The sequence below is a fragment of the Prevotella ihumii genome (assembly GCF_900155655.1).
Lineage (GTDB): Bacteria > Bacteroidota > Bacteroidia > Bacteroidales > Bacteroidaceae > Prevotella > Prevotella ihumii.
Genome location: NZ_LT706987.1, coordinates 2,667,605 through 2,689,152, shown reverse-complemented (window position 1 = coordinate 2,689,152; position 21,548 = coordinate 2,667,605). Strand labels below are relative to the sequence as shown.

Here is a 21,548-nt window from a genome sequence, read left to right as displayed (position 1 = left end):
AAAAACATAAAAAACAATGATACCTAAAGTTATTCACTTCGTGTGGTTAAGCAACGACCCTTTCCCCTCAAAGATTAAGAAATGTATGGACACGTGGAAGAAGGTTATGCCCGACTACGAGATAAAGCGTTGGAGCACCGAGAACTTCGACATATCATCTGCTCCTACTTATGTGCAAGAAGCCTATAAACAACGCAAATGGGCATTTGCAGCCGACTATATTCGTATGTATGCACTATATACAGAAGGCGGAATATATCTTGATTCGGATGTAAAGGTGCTGAAACCATTCGACGACTTTCTAAATAACAACTTCTTTACATCGTTGGAGTATCACCCATCGCAGATTGAGATGACGGGCGCAATGGATATGATAGATGCAGAAGGCAATCGCATAAAGGACGGATTTGTATCAGGCATACAGATACAAGCGGCTGTTATGGGGTCAGAGGCTGGTTGTGCATTTGTAAAAGATGTAATGGACGACTATCAAAGACGCGCCTTTGAGATGCCTAAAGGCTCGAATGGTACTGGTGTTATTGCTCCTTTTGTTTATGCACGTGTAATGGAGAAGTACGGTTTCAAGTACAAAGATGTAGACCAACTTCTGCAAGACAACATCAAGGTGTATCGTTCTGAAATCTTTGCAGGCAACAAGCACGAAGCCACAGCTGAGAGTTATGCCATTCATTATTGTGCGCACAGCTGGAAACCTACATGGATAGAGAAGTTGAAGAAGTTCTTTAAAGGAAAGTAAGCGCAATGCACAGCTTTTTAAGAAAGATATATTACACGTTCAATAGCAATAAAAACTCTAAATTGGCTTATTATGTCAGTTCTTACATTGCTATCTATACTCCGCATATCCTTTTGAAATGGCTTTTGAAATATGAGCTTAACGCATCGGAAAAGCGTGCCGATAAAGACTATATCTTGCAGCGCGTGAACTACTACAATGCACTTACAACATCGTCAGTATTCAACCGAGATGCCTTTGAGACCGAAGCCATAGCCTTGCGCCATCAACCCATTACGGGACAAAAGGTGTACTATCTTGACTCTTATCGTTATGCCAAAGCCTTTTCACCCTCATTGAAGTGGGTGTTATTACCTGGCGATAACGTCCTCGTACCTCATCTTCCGTCCATCACAAAGAGCCGTCCGATAGGCGAGAACAATACTAATGCAGTACTCATGAAGCTCGATAAAGTGCGCCACTTCCTATTTGTAAAGGATAAGAAGTCGTTCCGAGAAAAGAAAGATATGGCTATATTTCGTGGCGAGATTGGGCAAATGCAAGGCAACGGATTGAAGAAAAACCGCTTAGACTTTATGCAAAAGTTTTTTGGACACCCATTGATTAATGCTGGGGTGATAGACAAGCACTTCCCAGAGTGGAACTCACACAAGCTAACCATCACCGAACACTTAGACTACAAGTTTGTTATGTCGTTAGAAGGCAATGATGTAGCAAGCAATCTGAAGTGGATTATGTCTTCAAACTCCATCGCTGTGATGCCTCGCCCCACTTGTGAAACGTGGTTTATGGAAGCTACGCTCATTCCGAATTACCATTACATAGAAATAAAGTCCGACTATTCCGATCTTGAAGAGCGTCTACGCTACTACATCGCTCACCCTAATGAGGCTGAAATGATTATCCAACACGCTCACGAGTATGTGGCTCAATTCCGCAACAAACGTCGTGAACGCCTTATATCACTGATGGTTTTAAAGAAATACTTCGATATAACCAATACGCATTAACCCAAATCGGTCATTAGCCCGCAAAGGCTTTTTAAAGCGTTTGGTGTTATGCTTTTCTTCGTCCTTGCACCTTATTTTGGCTCTTTTCGTTTGTTTTTTCAGTTGTTTAGCTCGCTAAACGTCTTCAAAAACAACCAAAAATAACTCAAAATAAGCTCGCAAATCTCGAAGAAGTCTAACGACCGATTTGGGATTAATACTTTTTCGTTCCATAATAACGTGTTCTTTTAGCATCAAAGTGCTGATTGAACACGCTTAACTGTGGCTTGTAGTCCGCAGTATGTATATCCATTAAGTCGAGAAGGGCGTGTATCATATCGTCTGTTTCGAACGGACGATTAGCAGCGTTGCGAATACGAGCCGTCAACATAGGGTAAGCAGTCTGAAAACGCTTTGAGGTGAATACCATCATAGGTATCTCCACCATACGTCGGTTCAATCCTATTTCGCTATGACCTGCAATCTTCTTGTTGATTTCCATAACATCTTCTGCGTGGTCAGACACATAGATGACCACAGCATTTTTATCTTCAAAACGTTTGATGATGTCATTCATAATGCTATCGTTATAGCGCACAGCCGTATCATAATCGGCTCTTGTTTGTTTTATCTTATCGTTTTCTCCCTTTTCCTCTGTTGCAGAGAAGCTACGGAAGGTTTCAGGGAAACGGAACTTATAGTTTTGATGTGTTCCCATAAGGTGTAAAACGATAAAATTCTTCGCTTTTGCACCCTTCAAACTCTTATCCAAGAGGGGCAATATCTCCTCATCGTAAGGGTCTTTTATGGTATAACTATCCGACCCACGTAGCTTTGTAAAGGCATATTCGCTGCATCGTTCGGCATACACTCGCCCATTGTTGCCATAGATACCTGAGAATTCTTGATTAGACAGCCATACCGTGTGATAACCTGCCTCGTTAAGAATACTAAACAAGTCGGTATAGTCGTACCACGCCCCCTTTGCACCGTGACGATAAAAGGTGAAGAGCTTTCCCAATGCAGGCATCGTCTGTCCGTGCGGACTAATAACATCGGTAAACTTAACAAGATTGCCCGAACGCTCGCGAGCAGCCATATAAGGTGTGGTATTGAGCGGATAACCATAAATGCCCAAGTGATGTCGTGAGGTAGACTCGCCAAGAATAAAGACCACATAGGGAATAGATGAGGAGTTTTTCAACAAACGTGGATGAAGATTTCCACGATGTAAAACACGCTCAAAGTTACGCATATTTGTCCAACCTTCATAAAACTGAGTTCCTGTGCGTAGCACCGAACAGCAATTGTGTGTGAGGCTTTTAACGGTTTTATCCTTATGTTTGAACACGTCTTTCACCATATTGCCTATGGTAAACAATGATGCAACGAGCAACACATAGCTAAGTGTACGCACTACACCCTTAACATATCGCAGTTTTACAACAAAGTGGAACAACAGATAAACCAAGCCTAAGCCCACTACCAATCCTCCTATAAGCCAGATGTTCAACAAGTTGGCTCTAACATATCCCCACGCTTCTTCAGCAGTAGTTGCAATGAGTACCTCCATAATGGCTTGATCGGGCAAGCCTTGATAATAGCAAGCGAAATAAATATCGGTAAAGAGCAAAACCACCGAAAGTCCTATCAATACATCCTGCACCACCTTTCGCGCCCTTTGCCACGGAATAAGCGCAATAAGAGCAGTAAGACAAACCACCGCAAAACACTGATAAAGAAACAAGTGGAGGGATTTTCCAAACGAATTGAGCGTAGTTAAGGCTGTAAGATTAACCAACAGCATAATGGAAATAAACGAGAAGTTGTGCTCAACAAAGGAATAAAAAGCAGTTAAAAATTTCTTTAGTTTCACAATATAGAGGGATAAGAAGTGTGTTAAGACTGGTTCTATAAATTAGCTTTGTTAGATTTTGAGCTTATTTTTGAGGTCAAAATGCAAGAGCGTGAAGGAGAGTAGCGAGCTACACGACTGAACGAACTTACATTTTGAACTAAAAAGAAGCCAAAAGATAACAAAACATATTTCATAAAAAATTAATGACTATATGCGGTGGTAATTTATAGAACCAGCCTTAAGAAAGAGAATTATTAAATAAAAAGAATAAACTATGGATAGATAATACAAAAAGAATAGGAGCAAGAAATCCTCATTGTTCCTACCCTTCTTATTTTGTTTTTAGAAACTACGCAACCAAGCCTTGAGGTCCATCATCATTTCTTCGTGATAGCGGAAACCTATCTTGCTGCCCCAGCCGTGACCTCCACCAGGATAAACGTGTAACGATGCACGCACATCGTTGCGGTAGAGTTGTGTGTAATAGTTCACACCATTTGCTGGAGGAACACTATCATCGTCATCGCTCAACACGATAAATGCACGTGGTGTAACACGACTAACATTCAAGTCAGCACTATATTTGCGTTGTTCGTGCTTGCTCGGACGCTTGCCCAAGAAGTTGCGATAACTCTTTTCGTGTCCAAATCCTTCGGTCATAGAGATAACAGGATAGAACAATATTTGGAAATTGGCAGCAGCCTCACCACGACTTGATGTAGCCACAGTTGCAGCCAAATGGCCGCCAGCCGAGAAGCCCATAATGCCCACATCGTTACGATTTATCTTCCACGCCTGTGCATTCATACGCACCAACTTCATAGCTTGTTCGGCATCAGCAATGGGAACTTCGGGATTGCCGTGTGGCATACGATATTTCAACACGATGGCAGCAATGCCTTGATTTTGAAAAAACTCGCCCCAACTGTAACCCTCGCTCTCCATAGAGAGACTCTCGTAAGCGCCACCGGGACAAATAACGATGGCACGACCTGTAGCTTCACGATCGATAGGGAGGAACACACGCACCTTTGCAGTATCAAGTTTGTCGCCATTATTGTTTGGCATTCTGTTATTGTAGAGTTTCACATCAAATGTACTCTGCGCACTTGCTACGGCTGACAAAGCAACAAAGCCTGCCGCAACAAAAAGTTTTCTTAAATTCATTCTTATCTTTTGAAATTTTATATGTCCATTTATGATGTTTATACTTACACCACAAATGCAGCTTAAATAGCTTTATATAAGATACAAAGATAAGAAAAAAAGGCGAACAAAGGAACCGAATGTTTAGAGTTTTTAGTATATTTGCAAGTAAGCTGCACAAAAGAAAGTGTGTGTAAACCATTTTTAATGATTTAAAAGATAATATTAACAGTTTAAGAACTACGATGCACGTATTAGATAAGTTTAGGTTTTGCCCCGTTTGTGGGAGCAAGCGTTTCATAGAGAACAATGAGAAGAGCAAGCACTGCGAGGATTGTGGGTTTACGTACTACCTCAATCCGAGTGCAGCTGTAGCAGCCTTTATCCACAACAGCAAGGGCGAACTATTGGTAGTAAGGCGCAAGAAAGACCCTGCACGGGGAACGTTAGACCTCCCTGGGGGATTTACCGACATTGGCGAAACCATAGAAGAAACCGTAAGGCGAGAAGTGATGGAGGAAACAAGGCTTACTGTTAGCCATTTAACCTTAGTGGACAGTATTCCCAACCGCTATGTTTACAGCGGCTTTTGTGTACCTACGTTAGACTTCTTCTTTGCGTGTGAGGTGGAAGATACCACATTGCTACAAGCCAACGATGATGCCGACGAGGCGTTGTGGCTATCCTTAGACCAATTGCAAGCAGAGGACTTTGGACTAGAATCGATACGAAAGGCGGTAGAAAGATACATCAAACGAAAGAAGGAAAAATAGACCAATATAAGAAAAAGCTAAGATAAAGAAAAACGCCTTTATAACATTTTGACTATCAAAAGGTTACAAAGACATTCCGGCTCTATAACGAATCGTGTGGGTAGGTATCGAATATTTCTCGTCAAAATGTTACCTTTGCAAAATGAATAGTACCGAGATATTTACAATGGCATTAGGCCTGTCAGAACCTTGGACAGTATCCAAGATTGAGTTTATTGATGGCGAGCATTCCGCCAAGGAGCTTCATATATGGCTAAGTTTCCCTCGTGGTCATCGTTTCAAAGTCGGTGAGGCAGAGGCTACAGCCTATGACACCATAGACAAGACTTGGCGCCACTTAAATTTCTTCGAGCATCTTTGCTACCTTCATGCCAGTGTTCCCCGCATCAAGGTTGGCGACCATGAGATTTCGATGGTGGACGTGCCATGGGCTCGCAAGAATAGTGGCTTCACATTGCTTTTCGAGGCTTACTCTATGCTTCTCATTGAGCGTGAGATGCCGGTGAACAGCGTTTCCCGCACTGTCCGCGAGACGGCTCCCCGCATTTGGCGCATATTCAACCATTGGGTGCGCAAAGCTGTTGACAAGATAGATATGTTCGAGGTACATCGCATCGGAGTGGATGAGACCTCTAAAAGAAAGGGACATAATTATATCACACAGTTCGTAGACTTGGACACTCGCAAGACCATCTTTGTTACGGACGGCAAGGATGCGGGTACATTCGAGGCTTTCCGCAAGGCTCTTGTCGAGAAGAAGGGTAAGATAGAGAATATCGAGGCAATCAGTATGGACATGTCCAAGTCGTTCATATCAGGAGCTTTGACACACTTTCCCAAGGCAGGGATTATATTTGACAAGTTCCATATCTTCAAGGCTCTCAACGAGGCTGTCGACACGGTACGCAAGCTGGAACATACGGATACCAGACTGCTCAAGGGACATCGGTTCACGCTGCTGTACAACAAAAAGAATCTCTCGGAGAAAAAGGCGATGGAATTAGAGACCATACTGCTGACATATCCAACCATTGGCAAAGCTTATGGTTTCAAGGAATCTTTCGCAGATATATTCAACGAATGTACAAAGGATTCCGTGGAAAGGCTTGAACGGTGGTGCAAGATGGTAGAGGAATCTGCCATCAAGCCCATGACAGACTTTGTGGCGATGGTCAGATCGCACATGTTCGGCATAAAGAATCTCTTTGCAATGAGGGAGGTCAATAATGGAATCCTTGAGGGACTTAACTCACAAATACAACTCGCTAAAAAGAGGGCAAGAGGATTTGTCAATACAGAAAACTTTAAGTATATGGTCTACTTCGTAACAGGTGGATTAAAACTCGATTACCCACATGAAACGTTATAGACCCGACATTCCAAAACATATATGTTTCACCACCCAAAACATATATGTTTGAGGGGCTCAAAGTTGAACTTTGGGCGTGTCAAACATATATGTTTTGCAGCTAAAAGATGGAAGTATTGCGCAACAAAGATGGCAAGCCGAAAAACAGAACAATATGTATAGCTATCTGAAAGGGGCTTATTCGATATTGCGCAATCGCTCTCTACACATTTCAAGAATACCCAACAGTTCGTCCATCTTTGCCGCACGAAGCATCGCAATACGAGTCTGCTTGAAATCGGGGATACCCTTAAAAATAGGCGAAGCTGCAAGGTGACGACGAGTGTGCAATATGCCACGATACTCGTCTATGCGCTCTACATTGATGCGAAGCATTTCTTCCAACACATCAATTTTCTCGTCTAAGGTAAGCACACGCTCGGTATCAGCTGCCGAAGTATCGCCTATATTATTAATAAGGTGGGAGTTTTCGGCAAATATCCACGGACAACCAAAGGTGGCTCTACCTATCATTACAGCATCAACGCCATACTTATCGAACCGCTGGTGTGCATCGGCTACCGACATTACATCGCCATTGCCAATGATAGGGATATGGATACGAGGGTTTTGCTTTACCTCACCAATGAGCGTCCAATCGGCTTCGCCTGTGTACATCTGCGCACGGGTGCGACCGTGAATGGTAAGGGCAGCAATGCCACAATCCTGCAATTGTTCGGCAAGCGAGGTTATCACAAGGCTATTATCGTCCCAACCCAAGCGTGTTTTCACCGTTACAGGGGTGTTGACAGCCTTTACCACCTCGCGTGTGATGTCTAACAAGAGCGGAATGTTCTTCAACATACCTGAACCAGCCCCTTTGCCTGCCACCTTCTTAACAGGGCAACCAAAATTGACGTCGATAACATCGGGGTGTACCTCCTCTACAATCTTTGCAGCCTCAACCATCGACTCTACATCGCGCCCATATATCTGAATACCAACGGGGCGCTCCTCCTCGTCAATGACAATCTTATTGAGGGTCGACTTTATATTTCGTATCACCGCCTCAGCCGATACAAACTCGGTATAGACCATTGCTGCTCCGAAACGCTTACACATCTTACGGAAGCCAATGTCGGTTACATCTTCCATCGGAGCTAAAAACAAAGGGCGGTGGCCTAAATCTATATTTCCTATTTTCATAACTGCAAAGTTACACATAAAATTTGTTACTCACAGCAGATGTTATACATTTTTGGCTACAAACGCATAGTAATTCATTAAGAATAAGACATTTAGCTACAAAAACCGAAAGAACAAGGTATGCAATCGATTGAATAAATATTATTATATTATCCGATAAAGTTATTTTATTTAAAAATAAATGGTAAAAAAGTTTTGATTTTAAAATTTATTTTCTAAATTTGCATCGTATATATAGGTGGATGAAAAAATATAACAATAATATATCAAAAGAACCAACACAAAATCTAAACAGGTCAGAACGACACATAAACAAATCTTTATGCAATATTGGAGCTATTGTGATGTAGTGAAAATATGTAGATTATAAAAAACGCTTACGACTAAGTCCTTCGGCTAATTATGTCGTGTGGATTCGGTGGTATTACTCAAATAACATAACTAATTTTTAAATCAAGATGAAAAAGGTATTTTCTCTCGTAGCGCTATGCTTAGCTTCAAGCAGCGTAGCATTCGCTGGGCCAATACAAGCAGACAAGGCTAAGGCTTTGGCTGACAACTTCCTTGGCACAGCAAACAGCTCGGCTACAAAGGTTACCTATCGCGCAAAAGCTAAAGGTTGTAAAACAACAAGTCAAAACTTGTACTATGTAATTAACAAAGGCGACAACCAAGGTTTCGTTGTAATATCTGGAGACGACCGCACAATGCCTGTATTAGCTTACGCTAAAACAGGCCATCTCAACGAACAAGATATTCTCAACCACCCTTCAATGCGCTACTTATTTGGTGAATACGAAAACCAAATAGTTTGGGCTCAAGAAAACATTGCCGACATACCATCTGAAGAATATAAGGCTTTGGCAGCACGCCGTTTCACTCCAGCAGCTAATCAGATTATTGTAAGTCCATTGCTTGACTTGCACAACGACCGTCAAACACGTCGTGCACATACCATAGGTTGGGGACAAGATTGGCCTTTCAACTCGTTTTGCCCTACCCTTACTTATACTGACAACTATGGTTATAGCCGAGACTACCCATCAGTTTCGGGCTGTGTTGCTACTGCTATCTCGCAAGTGTTGCGTTGGCACGAATGGCCAACTAAGGCTAAAGGAAGAGTGGGTTATAGTTTCCAAGGTACGTGGATGACACTTGATTTTGACAAAGCGGGTGCAGAAGAAAACAAAGCATACGATTGGCAACAAATGCCTGAAGCCGTTACGACAAGAGGTATGGACGCCACAACATTTAGACGCATAAATGCAACACAAGAAGACAACATAGGACGATTGCTTCGTGATGTAGGCTACTCTGTAAAAATGCAATATGGTGCTGCTGAAGCTGGAGGTAGTTATGCTTACTTATACGATTGTGTACGCCCATTGATAAACAACTTTAGCTATCGCAGCAACTTGCGGCACGTTATGCGTAGCAGCTATAGAACTGACGCACAGTGGATAGCACAAATCCAAGACGAATTGCAAAACTATGGCCCTATAGTTTATGCTGGTACAACAGCTTCGGCTCGCCCTCAAGGTCACTGCTTTGTGATTGACGGACTTGCACAGAACGGTTATGTACACGTAAACTGGGGTTGGAACAACCAAGAAGACAGTTGGTGTCTACTTAACGTATTGAAACCAGGAAGAGAGGGTATTGGTGGTGCTGATGGTACAGGTTACAGAGCTAACCAGCAGATGCTTCGCTACTTGTCACCTGACCGTGCTATCAATCCAAATCCACAGCCAAACCCTGAACCACAACCAAACCCTAACCCACAGCCAGCTCCTACAAAGAATCCGTTGTATATCAAGGCTAAGGCTAATCTCACAGAGGTGGGCAAGGAAAGCAAGTATGTGTATGTTTCAGTGGGAAACCAATTCACAAGCAACTACCAAGGTCAATTCAAACTTTCTGCTAAGAAGCAAGGCACATCTACATACACCGACCTTGTAACTACGAGTTACGCTTCAACTATCTATGCGGGTAGCTCAAAGGAAATATCATTCTACACCGACTTTAGCAAACTTGCACCAGGTACATACGACTTGCAAGTAAGTTATATGGTAGACTACAATTGGGTAGCTATAGCAGAATCGGCAGGTGCTGTTACCGTGAAGGGCGAAACTCCTGCTGCTAAGGGCGCACAATTGGCTGTTGTTAGCGATGCAAGCATTAATGTAAATGCTGGCGAAAGCGCAAACATCTCGGTGGCGATGACCAATAACGGTGATGCTGACTTCAATGGAAAGGTTACACTTTATGCTGGATATACCGAAATTTGTAGCGGCGATGTAGCGTTTATCCTCAACGATAATGCCACATTGACCTTCGCAACCAACGAAGCATTCAAGCGTCTTGCAGCTGGCAAGTACAACTTGAAGGTGGCTTACACGCAGAATTACCGCACCATCTATGCTAAATTGAACGGAAGTGACGTAATCGGTACATTGACAATTGTGAAGAAAGACGAACCAGATCCAAAACCACAACCTACTCCTAACATTGGCGTTGCAAAGGGTGATATGGACATGCAAAGCGTACAATTCTATCAGAATGGTAAGTATATCGGGCGCTCATACTCTTCAGTAGCTAAGGATGCTGACCTCACTGCTCGTGTTAATATGTACTCAAGCTATGGTTTCGATGGCGATGTGAAGTTCTATGTAACCGATACTTATAATGGTGGTGCTGGCGTAACAAGAAACTTGGAAATAACAAAACACGTAACACTCGCTGCTGGCGAAAGTGGATATGTAGAAGTAACATTCAAGATGGCTGACTTGACAGGTACTCGCTACTACGTAAACGCACTTTATAACAATGGTACAAAGGACATTTACAGCGCATGGAGAAGTGCAACGTTCTATATTAAAAGCTACAGCTATGCTTACGGTGACAACGCTCCTAACTACGAAATGAATGAAGGCAAGACAAATGGTCCTGTTATCCGTGTGAAGACAATGCCTAACGGTGTGAAGTATATCGGTTTTGAAGACTCAGACAACAACCTTGAAAACACTACAGGTATTAACGAAATCAACGTAGTAGAAAATGGTTTCAACCTCTTCCCATCTATTGCTACAACCGAGATAACAATCGTTGTAAGCGAAGACGCACAAGCTAATATCTATAATGTAAGCGGTGCTATTGTGAAGACTTTGAACCTCGTTAAGGGCGAAAACAAGGTGTCGATAGAAGGGCTTACACAGGGTATGTACCTTGTAAAGACAAAGCAGACTACTGCTAAATTCGTGAAAAAGTAATCATAAGTGAACTTTCAAATAAATCAAAGAGGTGCTTTGCACAATGTAAAGTACCTCTTTATCACTTAAAGCAATAAATTATAGACTGTAATAAACAAGTATTAACCCCCAATCGGGCATTAGCCCGCAAAGGCTTTTTAAAGCGTTTAGATGTTATGCTTTTCTTCGTCTTTGCACCTTATTTTGGCTCTTTTCGTTTGTTTTTTCAGTTGTTTAGCTCGCTAAACGTCTTCAAAAACAACCAAAAATAGCTCAAAATAAGCTCGCAAATCTCGAAGAAGTCTAACGAGCGAGTTGGGTTAAAACTTAAATATTAAAAGACAAACAGATTAAAAACTAAACAAAAAGATGTAATTCTATTATTTTTGCGCTAATTTTATACTATTTTTCGGTATTTTATTAAAATCTTCTTTATTTCTTTGAGAAGTATTTTATAATTCATTACATTTGCAGCAGAAAGTAGATAAAGATACTCAAATAACGAAATAATAAAAGGATGATGAATATTCTGTCTTAGCTCTTAACAGCTGAGCAGATGGCATTTTTAGTACATAACTTATTAAAAAGATCAACTATGAAAAGATTTTATTCACTTGTAGCGCTATGCTTGGCAACAGGTAGCGTGGCATTTGGTGGCCCGATTCAAGCAGAGAAAGCGAAAAACTTAGCAGACAAGTTCTTTGGCACTTCTCAAGGAAGTAAGTCGATGAACATCTCTTATCGTGCAAAAGCAAAAGCTCCAAAGGCTAATGCAACGCAAGAATTGTACTACGTTATCAACAAGGGAAACAACGAAGGTTTTGTTGTTATCTCGGGTGATGACCGTACCAGACCTATTCTTGCTTACTCTGAAACAGGCTCATTGACAGAGGAACAAATTATGAGCAACCCTGCAATGCGCTACATCTTCGGAGAATTTGAAAACCAAATCACCTGGGCGCAAGAAAATCTCGCCGATGCACCATCAAAGAGCTATAAAGCTTTGGCAGGAGGAAGATTTACACCACGTAGTTCGGACATCATTGTACAACCTTTATTGGCACTGAAGAAAGATCGCAAGACAAAACGTACAACACCTATCGGTTGGGGACAGGAATGGCCTTTCAACGACTTGTGTCCGACAATCCGTATGAGAGACCATTATGGAAATATCAGAAATTATCCAACAGTGTCTGGATGTGTGGCAACAGCTATTTCGATGGTGTTCCGTTGGCACGAATGGCCTCAGAAGCCAAAAGGTAGCGTAAGCTATACTTGGAACGGACGATATATGAGTGTAGACTTTGATAAAGAGAATAAATCGTACGATTGGAATCAAATGCCAGAAGCAGTTGACGCCTATGGACGCGATAGAGCTACACACAAACGCCTTAATGCTACACAAGCTGACAATATAGCTCGATTGCTTCGTGATATAGGCTATGCTACACGAATGAATTATAATGTAGCTTCGGCAGGTGGCAGTGGAACTATTCTTGAAAACGGAGTAGGACCTTTTGTACGCAACTTTGGATATAAGCAAGGTGTGAAAGTTATCAAGAGAGATAACTATTGGGGAAACGATGCTGAGGCTCGTTGGACAGAAGAAATCAAAGACGAAATGCAGAAATATGGTCCTGTAGTTTATGCAGGCTTCTCACGTGGTGGTCACTGCTTCGTACTTGATGGTCTTGCAAAGAATGGTTATGTACACGTAAACTGGGGTTGGAACAACCAAGAAGACGACTGGTATCTCCTCAACGTGCTTGAACCAGGTTCAGAAGGTACAGGTAGCGGTGGTAGCGGTGGTTACAGATACCGCCAACATATGTATCGTTACTTGACTCCAGACCGTGGAACAGATGCTGAACCTACACCACAACCAGAACCAACACCACAGCCTGACCCAACTCCACAGCCAGACCCTGCAGTTAAGGCAGCAGTCTTAACAGTTACAGCTCCTGCAAATATTACGGTTGCTCAAGGCGAGACTGTAAAGATTCCAGTGCAAGTGTCAAATACAGGAAATGAATACAACAACGAAATATCACTCTATGCTGACAATACAGAAATATGTACAGGAACAATAAAGTTTGGTACGTATGCAAGTGGAACATTAAACTTCAATACGAATGACAAGTTCGCTAAGCTCGCAGCAGGTGTATATAACTTGCGCATAGCTTATTACGATGGAGATGGCAAACCTACTTGGGCATTCTACAATGGTACTGGTACACATAACATTGGTAGACTGACCATCACAGCGAAGTCAACTCCACAGCCTAACCCAACACCTTCACCAAGTGCAGCAACTGGCGATATGACTTTACAGAATGTACACTTCTATCAGAATGGAAGCTATGCAGGTAAAGACTATGCGACACTTGACCGCAGCGCAAACACTGAAGCTAAGATGTACTTGTATTCACGTAATGGTTTCGATGGTAACATTAAGTTCTTCATCACTGACAATATGAGCAGCACAAGCAGCGTGCAGGGTCTTGAAGTGACAAAGAATATTCATATCAACCCAGGACAAAGCGGTTATATTATGATACCTTTCGAAATTTCAAAGTTAACAGGCTCACGTTACTATGTAAATGTGCTCTACAACAATGGAACTAAGGATGTACATAGCCCTTGGAGAAGCTACGTATTCTTCCTCAACACTTACAATGATATGCCATTTGGCACTGTATTGAAGGAAGGTACAACACGTGGTGTTATCCTTGATGTAACCGAACTTCCAAGTGCTGTAAAGACCGTTGGTACACATCAAGATGAGTACAATCTTGATAATCAAACAGATGGTATCAACGAAATCAAGGTGGCTGAAACAGGTCTCAACCTCTTCCCAACTGTTGCTACTGCTGAAGTAACAATCGTTTCTAATGAAGCTATAATAGCTAACGTTTACAGCGTAAGCGGTGCTATTGTTAAGACTCTGAACCTCGTTAAGGGTGAAAACAAGGTTGCAGTTAACGACTTCACATCTGGTATGTATCTCGTTAAGACTAAGCAGGCTACTGTCAAGTTTGTAAAGAAGTAATCTCTATATAATTCATAAGAGTGCTTTGCTTTTGAATGCAAGGCACTCTTATGAATTATATATAGGCTGAAGTAATTTTAAAAATCAATAAAATACACATATTCGCACCTTATATTAGAGTAGTATAGTCTTATATTAGGGTTGCAGTAACTCTATATTGAGGTTGTATTAATTCTATATTGGGGTTGTATTAACCTTGTGATAAGGTGCAATAAATATTGTGGAAAGATTTCTATTTATGATATTTTAAACACAAGACACACTTTGTATATCAATTATACATCGATTTTTAAGAACTGAACGTATCACCTTTAAACCCAAATCGGTTGTTAGACTTCTTCGAGATTTGCGAGCTTATTTTGAGCTATTTTTGGTTGTTTTTGAAGACGTTTAGCGAGCTAAACAACTGAAAAAACAAACGAAAAGAGCCAAAATAAGGTGCAAAGACGAAGAAAAGCATAACAGCTAAACGCTTTAAAAAGCCTGTGCGGGCTAACGACCGATTTGGGTTAAATGAAAATACAAGAACTTTAGTTGTGATATAACTGAAGTGAAAACATAACATAACTAACATTATTAAAAATCATCTATGAAAAGAATTTATTCACTTATGGCACTCTGCTTAGCAACAAGTAGCGTGGCCTTTGGTAGCCCTATCCACGCTGATAAGGCTAAGAGTTTGGCAGAAAAATTCTTTGGTTCATCACAAAGAAACAAAGCCTTAAGCATTGCCTATCGTGGTAAGGCAAAATTGGACGCACCCAAGCAACTTAGTGCAGACGACTTGTATTATGTTATCAATCGTGGCAACGGCAATGGCTACGTCATTGTTTCAGGCGACACCCGCACATTACCTATCTTGGCATACGCTGACCAAGGTATTATAACTCCTGAAGCTATTGCCGAAAACCCATCATTGCAGTATATGCTTGATGAATACGCTAATCAATTAGAGTGGGCAAAGGCAAATGTGCCCGATGTAGCTTCAGATGCTTACAAAGCATTGGCCAACGAAGGTTACCAACCAGCACGTGCCGACATCATTGTAGAACCCTTGTTAGACTACAAGAACGACCGTCGCACAAAACGTCAACACACCATTGGTTGGAACCAAGATTGGCCTTTCAATCTTTATAGTCCATACGTAACCTACAACACACGCCAAGGTCGTCGATCATTGAAAACCGTTTCAGGCTGCGTTGCCACAGGTATTGCAACCGTAATGCGTTGGCACGAATGGCCTAAAAAGGCTACAGGTAAGGTATCATACAAGTTCAACAACAAGACAATGAGTCTCGACTTTGATGGCTATGGTCGCAAAGAAAACGCTGCTTACGACTGGTCTCAAATGCCCGAAGCTGTAACAAGCAAAGGCGAAGATGCTACCACAGGCGTTCGTCTCAACAATGTTCAAGCCGACAACATTGGCCGTTTGCTCCGCGATATAGGCTATGCTGTAAAGATGGAGTTTGGTGCAGCAGCTGCAGGCGGTAGTGGTTCTATGGTATATTATGCCCCTGAGAAGCTCATTCGCAACTTTGGTTATAAGAAGACATTGACCACCATTTTCCACAACGACATCAAAGACCAAAACGCTTGGATTGCAGAAATCAAGGACGAAATGCAAAAGTACGGCCCTGTAGTTTATGTAGGTTTCGTTCATGGTGGTGGCGGTCACTGCTTTGTGCTCGATGGTCTTGCTAAGGACAACTATGTACACGTAAATTGGGGCTGGAGCAACAGCGAAGACGGATGGTATCTTCTCAACGTACTCAAACCTGGTATGGAAGGCATTGGTGGTGCAGGTGGTGGATATTCGTCAAACCAACATATGCTTCGCTACTTCGAACCAGACCGCACTCGTACAACCGAAGTAACCGAAGACTTAGGTCCTATCTACATTCACACCGAAATGCCATTCAAGAAAATTCAACGTGGATACGAAGAAATTCTTGTTACCGTGGGCAACAAGCTCCCTGAAAACTTCTATGGGCTCTTCAAGCTCTTGGCAAAGAAAGAGGGTGAAACCGAATACAAGGAAATTGCTAAGCGCGACTATCGTATGTTTGTAAACGAGCGTGGCACAAAGAACCTCACCTTCCGTGTAAACTTCAACCACTTCGACTATGGCACATACGACCTCCGCATCGCTTATATGGCAGAAGACGAAGTAGAATACACCACCATCAAGCATAGCGCAGGAACTATCAAGATTGTAGGCGAGACTCCTGAAGTAGAATCTTCTGAACTCATCGCTACTACATCTGCCAACGTTGCTTTCACCCAAGGCGAAACAGGAACAATCCAAGTGCCTATTACAAACTCAGGTGCAGCCGATTTCAATGGCACTTTGAAGCTGTATGCTAATGGCACACTCATTGCTGAAGGTAATGCTCTCATCGCAAAAGATGCAAGCAAAATCTTAAACTTCAATACCGTAAGAGCCATAACAACCCTCGCTGTAGGCAACTACAACCTTACTTTATCGTACACCAACGAAGGGAAAGAAACATTTGTCAAGATGAATGGTTCGCAAATCTTGGGCAAGCTCACCATCAATGCTAAGCGTGTTGAGCCAAAACCAGAACCCAAACCAGAGCCAAAGCCCGAACCACAGCCTCAGCCAACACCTACCCCATCAGTAGCCATAGGCGATGTAAGCATCTTGAATGCTAACTTCTCTCAGAATGGTCGTTCGTTGGGCACAAGCTACGCTACCATTAGCAAGAGCGCAACCAACTTTGGTGTACGTGTCAATCTTTACTCTAACAAGGGTTTCAAGGGCAATATTAAAATCTACATCACCGACTCTTACCGTGGCACAAATGGTATTTCAAGCCAATACGAAGTGTTGAAGCCTATCAGCGTTTCAGCATACGGAACTGGTGCTGTTGAGGTAGCGTTCCCAACCGCTGCACTCACCAACGTGCGTTACTATGTAAATGTAAGCTACAATGATGGCACTAAGGACATTTATTCTCCATCGCGCAGCGTGCCATTCTATGTCAACAGAACAAGCCGTTACTACTCTTACAGTGCTAAACAAACCGTTAATGGTTGCGATGTAGTAGAAGTAGAAGGCGAACCACAATTGGGTGCTCACTTCATCAACGTAGGCTTCGACGAAGTTTACAACGACATTACAGCCATCGAAGAGATGGGTACAGCTATTCAGCAGAGTGCTCGTCTCTTCCCAACTGTTGCAACTGCTCAAATCACTATCGTTGCCGATGCAGCTACAAGTGCTAACATCTACAACGCTAACGGCACATTGGTTAACACCATAGACTTGCAAGAAGGCAACAACAACATTGCTGTAAACAACCTTTCAGCTGGTGTATATCTCGTTAAGATGAACAACACTACAATGAAGTTTATAAAGAAATAAAATCGCACTATTATAACTTCTAAATCTATCTTCGAAGGATGTGTCGCTTGGCACATCCTTTCTTTATCCCTCTTACTTGCCACTCTTTATGCACATCTCTGTTCAACAAAAATATTACTTTTCGAAACAGCTTTAAATGTGCGTTGGGCGTGTAGGGGCTCGATTTATTCGCAAGCTCGAGCTTGCGAATAAATCGAGCCCCTACGTTACCCCCACAAGCAGTTCGGCTCTAACTCCTAAATATTTTGGTGAGGTCTGACAAGTCGGACTCGTCCGACCCGTCCGACTTGTCCTACCCATCCGACTTGTCCGACCAATTTGCCACAACTTCTTAACAAACGAAACGAACTCTAAGTTAATTAAGATGTGCATAAAGAGTAGCTCGCGATAACATATTCTTAGCACAATCAATAAGCAGCAACAAGATAAGGCTGCAAAACGTAAAAGAATATCTATCAAGGCAGATAGGATACACTACGAATGGAAAAACGACAATGAGCCGTGTGCTTAAAATAAGGTATTACAATTAAGAAAAAAAAATAAGTCGGTGACATTCACATGTGACCGACCTTATACGACTAATAATATAACTCAAATAACATAACTATTAAAAACCTTCAATTATTCTCTTGTTTCATTCATAAGAGAAACTTATTGTAGTGCAAAGATACGAGTAATTAAGTTCTAAGTCAAGTTTTTGTACTCACAAAAAACTCACTTTTATAAATTTGTGCACCTTAATACCTCAAGAAAAACTTATTTCCACATATTATCACACACAAAACAACAATAATATACATTTATTATAGATTTCTTTAGCATTTTGCTATAGAAATCTGCATTTTATTCATTTACAAATATTTTTTGAACAAAATACCCCACAAAACACGATGAAATGGCTCTTTTTTCTCGATGAAATGGGGGAAAATTGAAGAGTTAACATCATTTCAGACCCATTTTTAAGAAACAGAAGCACAAGCCTATAAAATGACAAAGAACGATGTTGCTCAACAAAAATAAGAAATAAAATTGAGAAAGTAGCATAACTTGACACTAAATTGTCAAGAAATGCAAGATAGAAATAGACCCAAAAACTATTTTTCCTCCATAGGAAAAGGAAAAAGCAGCAAATCTTAGGCGCCAAATAAACCCAAATCGCTCATTAGCCCGCAAAGGCTTTTTAAAGCGTTTAGATGTTATGCTTTTCTTCATCTTTGCACCTTATTGTGGCTCTTTTCGTTTGTTTTTTCAGTTGTTTAGCTCGCTAAACGTCTTCAAAAACAACCCAAAATAGCTCAAAATAAGCGCGCAAATCTCGAAGAAGTCTAACGACCGATTTGGGATGTAAGCATCCAATATTAGCCGCCTTTGTGTAACATTCTTACTTTACTACCTTTGCCCGAAAAACTTATGTTTGTACTCAACGAAACAAATGTTTTTCGGGTTTGTTGCACTCCTGTGGATATGCGTCAGGGTATTCTTCGCCTGTCCCAATTGGTACGCCGCAATGACTTCAATCCTTCTGATGGTGTTGTCTACGTTTTCTACAATCGAGCCCGTAACCGAATTAAATTGCTGCACTGGGAACGCTGTGGTTTTGTCGTGTATCATAAACAGATGGCACAGGGTTGCCTAAGTCCTAAAATCATACGGGCGAGAGCTGGATTTTATGAACTTCTCTGGGACGAATTGGTACTCTATATTGAAGGTATAAATCCTAATTGCTACCGAAGAAAAAGATACAATAAATCTTAGTATTTTCTTGCCAGTGTCAGATATTTTTTGTAATTTTACATCGTATAAAGAACTGATAATGTGATGGATATGCCTTATTGCACAATGACATCTGACTACCATTCTCTCACTCGGGAAGCTGTTGTTAAACTTCTTGAGCAAAGGGATGCTGAGCTTAAGAACAAGGATGCTGAGCTTAAGAACAAGGATACTCAACTCAAGGATAAGGATGCTGAGCTCAAGGATAAGGATGCTGAGCTCAAGGATAAGGATGCTGAGCTCAAGGATAAGGATGCTGAGCTCAAGGATAAGGAGGCTGAGCTTAAGATTAAGGATGCTGAGCTGGAACGAAAGTCCCGTCGTATTCTTGAACTTGAGCGCATGGTATTTGGCAGGCGCAGCGAGAAACGCCTGCCTGAGAGTGCAAGCGGCTGGGCGGGTACGCTTTTTGACGAGCAGTGGGCCAAAGAGGGTTCCCTGGCTCAGGTGGAAGCCCTTCCCATCATCAAGGAGATAAAACAGCAGGCCGGACAACGCAGGTCATCACGCNTTGGGATAAAGAGAAAATAAGAAAGCAAGCATCAAAAAACAAAGCTATTCCAACACCGCCTTTGCAACAAGAACATAAACCTAAGACAAAAAATAGAGCTTACAAAAACAAACAAATAGTAAGCCATACAAAAGATGAAACTTAGAAAAAAGAGAAGCAGAACTAAGCTCCCTACACACAAAACAAAAAGAGAAACAGACTCGATAGCCTAAGCCAACAAGTCCGTCTCCCTATCATCTCTATATATAATAATGTGGCAGTAGCACTACATCTATCTATGCTTGCTATTGCTGCGCTACCCTATTATTAGTCTTCTGCCAAAAGTTTAGCCGCCATTTCACGACCCAATCGCCAACACTCCTCCTTGGTTTCTTGGCTCAATGCCTGACGCATCTCTACAGGTTCGCCCACTTTCTCAAAGTGTCCATGGTTCTCGTTCCATTCGCCTATGGCCGTTACAGCTCTGCTTGCCCAACCATACGAGCCAAACCACCCAATGTAATGGTTTTTGATGTCACGGTTAGCAATTTCGGAGAGCAATACTTCCATTTCGTGATACAAGCCATTGTTGTAAGTAGGTGCACCCACGATAAGTCCTTTAAAGCGGAATATGTCGCGAAGAAGGTAACTATGGTGCGTCTTCGATACGTTGTACATCAGTATATTTTTCACTCCAGCCAACGATGCTGCACGTGCTATATGTTCAGCAGCACGCTCTGTGTTGCCATACATTGTGCCGTAGCAAATAACAAGTCCAGGTTCGGTTTCGTATTTCGACATTTTGTCGTACATATCCACCACCTTGTCTACATACTTGTTCCATACAGGGCCGTGTGTAGAGCAGATATAGTCGAAGTGAACACCAGCGAGCTTCTTCAAAGCATTCTGCACAGGTGTGCCATACTTACCCACGATGTTAGAGTAGTAGCGTATCATTTCGTTCCAACTGCGCTCTGTATTGATGTCCTTATCTATAATTCCACCGTTCAAAGCTCCAAAACAGCCGAATCCATCGCCAGAGAACAGAGCCGACTCTTTGCCCTTATAGAGCGTCATCATTGTTTCAGGCCAATGCACCATAGGTGTCATAAAGAATTGAAGCGAATGATTGCCCATCTCCATTACTTCGCCATTTTTTACTTCTATGGTATTTTCTTTTATGCCATAAAATCCTGACAAAAGGTCGAAAGTCTTTTTGTTTCCAATAACCTTTATATCAGGATAGTACTGCTTTAGCAGTGCCAAGCCCCCAGAGTGGTCGGGCTCCATATGGTGAATAACAAGATAATCAATCTTTCTATCGCCAATTACGTCGCGAATGTTTTCGATGAACTGCACAAAGAAGTCCACCTGCACTGTATCAATAAGCACTACCTTTTCATCATCAATGAGGTACGAGTTGTAGCTCACACCATTAGGCAATGGCCATAAGCCTTCAAACTTTTCCTTGTTTCGGTCGTTTACACCAACGTAGTAGAGTTTATTTGTTATTTCTATCATAT

General features: G+C 41.9%; 12 protein-coding genes and 1 pseudogene. 9 read left to right on the top strand and 4 right to left on the bottom strand.

Annotation, left to right across the window (positions count from 1 at the left end):
• The first annotated feature begins 16 nt into the window (after positions 1 to 16).
• Entirely contained in the window at positions 17 to 757 is a 741-nt protein-coding gene (locus CZ367_RS11725) for a glycosyltransferase family 32 protein (protein ID WP_077197025.1), read from the top strand.
• Between the two features lie 5 nt (positions 758 to 762).
• Positions 763 to 1,767 (top strand): glycosyl transferase family 90, encoded by a 1,005-nt coding sequence (locus CZ367_RS11720; RefSeq protein ID WP_077197024.1) that lies wholly within the window; start codon positions 763 to 765, stop codon positions 1,765 to 1,767.
• Positions 1,768 to 1,960: 193 nt separating this feature from the next.
• Here the strand turns inward: CZ367_RS11720 and CZ367_RS11715 are convergent, their stop codons facing one another.
• Together CZ367_RS11715 and CZ367_RS11710 are read right to left on the bottom strand one after the other, a co-directional pair.
• Positions 1,961 to 3,553: a phosphoethanolamine transferase gene (locus tag CZ367_RS11715; RefSeq protein ID WP_084793517.1), complete on the bottom strand. Its 1,593-nt coding sequence runs from the start codon at positions 3,551 to 3,553 to the stop codon at positions 1,961 to 1,963.
• A gap of 393 nt (positions 3,554 to 3,946) precedes the next feature.
• Positions 3,947 to 4,771 (bottom strand): alpha/beta hydrolase, encoded by an 825-nt coding sequence (locus tag CZ367_RS11710; RefSeq protein WP_077197022.1) that lies wholly within the window; start codon positions 4,769 to 4,771, stop codon positions 3,947 to 3,949.
• 224 nt (positions 4,772 to 4,995) lie between these two features.
• Between CZ367_RS11710 and CZ367_RS11705 the strand changes: the two genes are divergently transcribed.
• Positions 4,996 to 5,523: an NUDIX domain-containing protein gene (locus CZ367_RS11705; protein WP_077197021.1), complete on the top strand. Its 528-nt coding sequence runs from the start codon at positions 4,996 to 4,998 to the stop codon at positions 5,521 to 5,523.
• Positions 5,524 to 5,665: 142 nt separating this feature from the next.
• Complete coding sequence (locus tag CZ367_RS11700) at positions 5,666 to 6,892, top strand: ISL3 family transposase (protein WP_077197020.1); 1,227 nt, start codon at positions 5,666 to 5,668, stop codon at positions 6,890 to 6,892.
• A gap of 177 nt (positions 6,893 to 7,069) precedes the next feature.
• On the opposite strand, the gene dusB is transcribed toward CZ367_RS11700, so the two are convergent.
• Positions 7,070 to 8,077 carry a tRNA dihydrouridine synthase DusB gene (dusB, locus tag CZ367_RS11695; RefSeq protein ID WP_077197019.1) on the bottom strand — a complete coding sequence of 336 codons (1,008 nt, stop codon included), beginning with the start codon at positions 8,075 to 8,077 and terminating at the stop codon, positions 7,070 to 7,072.
• 458 nt (positions 8,078 to 8,535) lie between these two features.
• Here dusB and CZ367_RS11690 point away from each other — a divergent pair, with 458 nt between their 5' ends.
• From CZ367_RS11690 to CZ367_RS16580, 5 genes and pseudogenes are all read left to right on the top strand, one after another.
• The gene (locus CZ367_RS11690; protein ID WP_077197018.1) at positions 8,536 to 11,346 is read left to right on the top strand and encodes a C10 family peptidase; all 2,811 of its coding nucleotides are present in this window, start codon (positions 8,536 to 8,538) and stop codon (positions 11,344 to 11,346) included.
• Between the two features lie 574 nt (positions 11,347 to 11,920).
• Complete coding sequence (locus CZ367_RS11685; protein ID WP_077197017.1) at positions 11,921 to 14,374, top strand: C10 family peptidase; 2,454 nt, start codon at positions 11,921 to 11,923, stop codon at positions 14,372 to 14,374.
• Between the two features lie 589 nt (positions 14,375 to 14,963).
• Positions 14,964 to 17,762, top strand: coding sequence for a C10 family peptidase (locus CZ367_RS11680; RefSeq protein ID WP_077197016.1), 2,799 nt, complete (start codon positions 14,964 to 14,966; stop codon positions 17,760 to 17,762).
• 1,410 nt (positions 17,763 to 19,172) lie between these two features.
• Positions 19,173 to 19,517, top strand: a complete 345-nt coding sequence (gene tnpB, locus CZ367_RS11675) for an IS66 family insertion sequence element accessory protein TnpB (protein WP_077197015.1) — start codon at positions 19,173 to 19,175, stop codon at positions 19,515 to 19,517.
• A gap of 63 nt (positions 19,518 to 19,580) precedes the next feature.
• Positions 19,581 to 20,045, top strand: a pseudogene (locus CZ367_RS16580) (hypothetical protein); the annotation flags it as partial.
• A gap of 307 nt (positions 20,046 to 20,352) precedes the next feature.
• Here CZ367_RS16580 and CZ367_RS11665 read toward each other — a convergent pair.
• The gene (locus CZ367_RS11665) at positions 20,353 to 21,546 is read right to left on the bottom strand and encodes an FprA family A-type flavoprotein (RefSeq protein ID WP_077197013.1); all 1,194 of its coding nucleotides are present in this window, start codon (positions 21,544 to 21,546) and stop codon (positions 20,353 to 20,355) included.
• Positions 21,547 to 21,548: the final 2 nt, after the last annotated feature.